The organism is Streptomyces sp. NPDC015171, assembly GCF_043079545.1.
Taxonomy (GTDB): Bacteria; Actinomycetota; Actinomycetes; order Streptomycetales; family Streptomycetaceae; genus Streptomyces.
This window is the reverse complement of the sequence record NZ_JBIBUO010000052.1, coordinates 1-2,556: the sequence shown is the minus strand read 5'-3', so window position 1 is coordinate 2,556 and position 2,556 is coordinate 1. Positions and strand designations below refer to the sequence as shown.

Annotated in this window: 1 protein-coding gene; it reads right to left on the bottom strand. The window is 68.7% G+C overall.

Annotation, left to right across the window (positions count from 1 at the left end):
• The coding region (locus ACF073_RS41440) for an acyltransferase domain-containing protein (protein WP_392076743.1) at positions 1 to 2,547 on the bottom strand (2,547 nt) is incomplete at its 3' end.
• Between the last annotated feature and the right edge of the window lie 9 nt (positions 2,548 to 2,556).

Sequence of the window (2,556 nt, the reverse complement as noted above, 5' to 3'; positions counted from 1 at the left end):
CAGACCCCACACCGCAGCCGCCACCGGATCCACCACACCAGCCTCACCAGCAACAACCACCGCCCCCCGCGACACCACCACCAACCAGCCCCCACGCGCCGACGCAAGGAACGACTGCACAGAAGCCAGAACACCAGCCGTCACATCTCGAACAGCCGCAGCATCCACCGAGCCCGACCGGGAAACCTCCAAAAGCTCCACCTCGACATCGCCCGCACCACCGCGCACCGGCACAGACGACCACTCCACCCGGAACAACGACTCCCCGGCAGTACCGGACGCCTTCAGCTGCTCCCCAGCAACCGCCCGCAGCGCGAGAGACTCCACCGACGCCACCGGCACACCCTCATCATCGGCAAGGTCCAGCGACAGGGACTCCGCCCCCGTCGACGTCAGCCGGATCCGCAGAGAAGACGCACCCGAAGCATGCAGAGACACGCCAGTCCACGCGAACGGCAGGAGCACCTCGTCATCGCCTGACCCGCGCTCGCCCAGGAAAGCTCCCGCATGCAGCGCGGCATCCAGAAGCGCCGGATGAAGACCGAACCCACCCGCCGACTCCACCTCGCCCGCCGACAACGCGACCTCGCCGAACACCTCGTCCCCACGCCGCCACACCGCACGCAGCCCCTGAAACACCGGCCCGTACCCATATCCGGCGGCGGCCTGGTCCCCGTAGAAGCCGGTCAGGTCGACGGGCTGTGCACCTTCCGGGGGCCAGACGCCGAAGGCAGCGCCGGGAGGCGGTGCGTCGTAGTGCAGCTGGCCCGTGGCGTGGCGGACCCACGGCGTATCGGCCTCGGCGTCATCCGGCCGCGAGTACACCGACACCGACCGCGTACCACCCGTGTCCTCACCGACCGACACCTGGATACGCACCGCGCCCTCATCGGGAACCACCAGCGGAGCCTCGATCACCAGCTCCCGCAGCGCCCCCGCACCGACCTCATCACCAACACGAACGGCCAATTCGACCAATGCCGCGCCCGGTATCAGGACCGTGCCGGATACGGCGTGGTCCGCCAGCCACGGTTGGGCGGCGAGCGACAACCGACCCGTGCCGAGTACACCGCCCGTGTCGGGAAGGCTGATCATCGAGTCGAGCAGCGGATGCTCGACCGCGAACGCGGGATCACCGACAGGCACGTTCGAGTTCAGCCAGTAGCGCTGGTGCTGGAAGGCGTACGTGGGCAGGGCCACGCGGTGTGCGCCGGTGCCGGAGAAGACCTTCTCCCAGTCGATGCCGACGCCGCGGGTGTGGAGTCGGCCCAGGGTGGTCATCAGGGCCCGGTCCTCGGACGTGTCCCGCCGCAAGGAGGGCAGGCAGTCCTGGGCGACCATCCCGGACAGGACGCCGTCGGGGCCCAGCTCCAGGAAGGTGGAGGCCTTCTCCGCGCGCATCGCACGGACACCGTCATGGAAGCGGACCGTGCCGCGTACATGCTCCACCCAGTACTCGGGAGAGCACAGCCGCTCCGGGTCCGCGAGTGCACCGGTCAGGTTCGACACCAGCGGCAGGGAGGGCTGGTGATAGGTCAGTCCGGCCGCGATCTGGCGGAACTCTTCGAGCATGGGATCCATCAGGGGCGAGTGGAACGCGTGCGAGACTCGCAGCCGCTTCACCCGACGGCCCTCAAGGCCGGCCAGCATTGCCTCGACCTCGTCCTGGACACCCGACAGCACCAGCGATGTCGGCCCGTTGACGGCGGCGATACTCACGCCAGCGGTCAGCAGCGGGGTGACCTCGTCCTCCGCCGCCTCCACCGCGACCATCACACCACCGGCCGGCAGCTCCTGCATCAACCGACCACGCGCCACCACCAGGCTCGCAGCGTCCTCCAGCGACCACACACCCGCCAGATACGCCGCAGTCACCTCACCGATCGAATGACCCGCCAGGACATCAGGGACCACTCCCCACGACTGCACGAGGCGGAAGAGCGCGACCTCGATGGCGAAGAGGGCGGGTTGGGCGTATCGCGTCTCGTCGATCAGATCCCCGCCGTCGAAGACCAGATCCTTCAGCGAGCGGCCCAGGCTCTTGTCGACCGCCGCACACACCTCATCGAAAGCTTCTGCGAACACGGGCAACCTTGCGTGCAGTTCACGGCCCATGCCCACTCGCTGCGATCCCTGACCCGTAAACAGCACACCCAGACGACCGGGGACCACGGACTCGGCACGCACCGAGGCAAGACCCTCCTGCGCCTCCTGTGCCGAACCCGCAACCACCACCGCACGGTGATCAAAACGAGCACGCGTCGTCACCAGCGAATACGCGACATCAGCCAGATTCGTCTCAGGGTCCTCGTCCAGGAACGCGGCTAGCTGCGCCGCCTGGGCGCTCACCGCGTCGGCCGTCCTGCCGGACAGCACCAGCGGCACCACACCGTCCGGCACCACCGCACGCTCCAGCGGAGCCGCAGGCTCGACCCCCTCCAGAATCACATGCGCGTTCGTGCCGCTGATGCCGAAGGAGGAGACCGCCGCTCGACGCGGACGGCCTTCCGCCGTCTGCCACTCCCGCGACTCGGTCAGCAGCTCCACCGCGCCCGC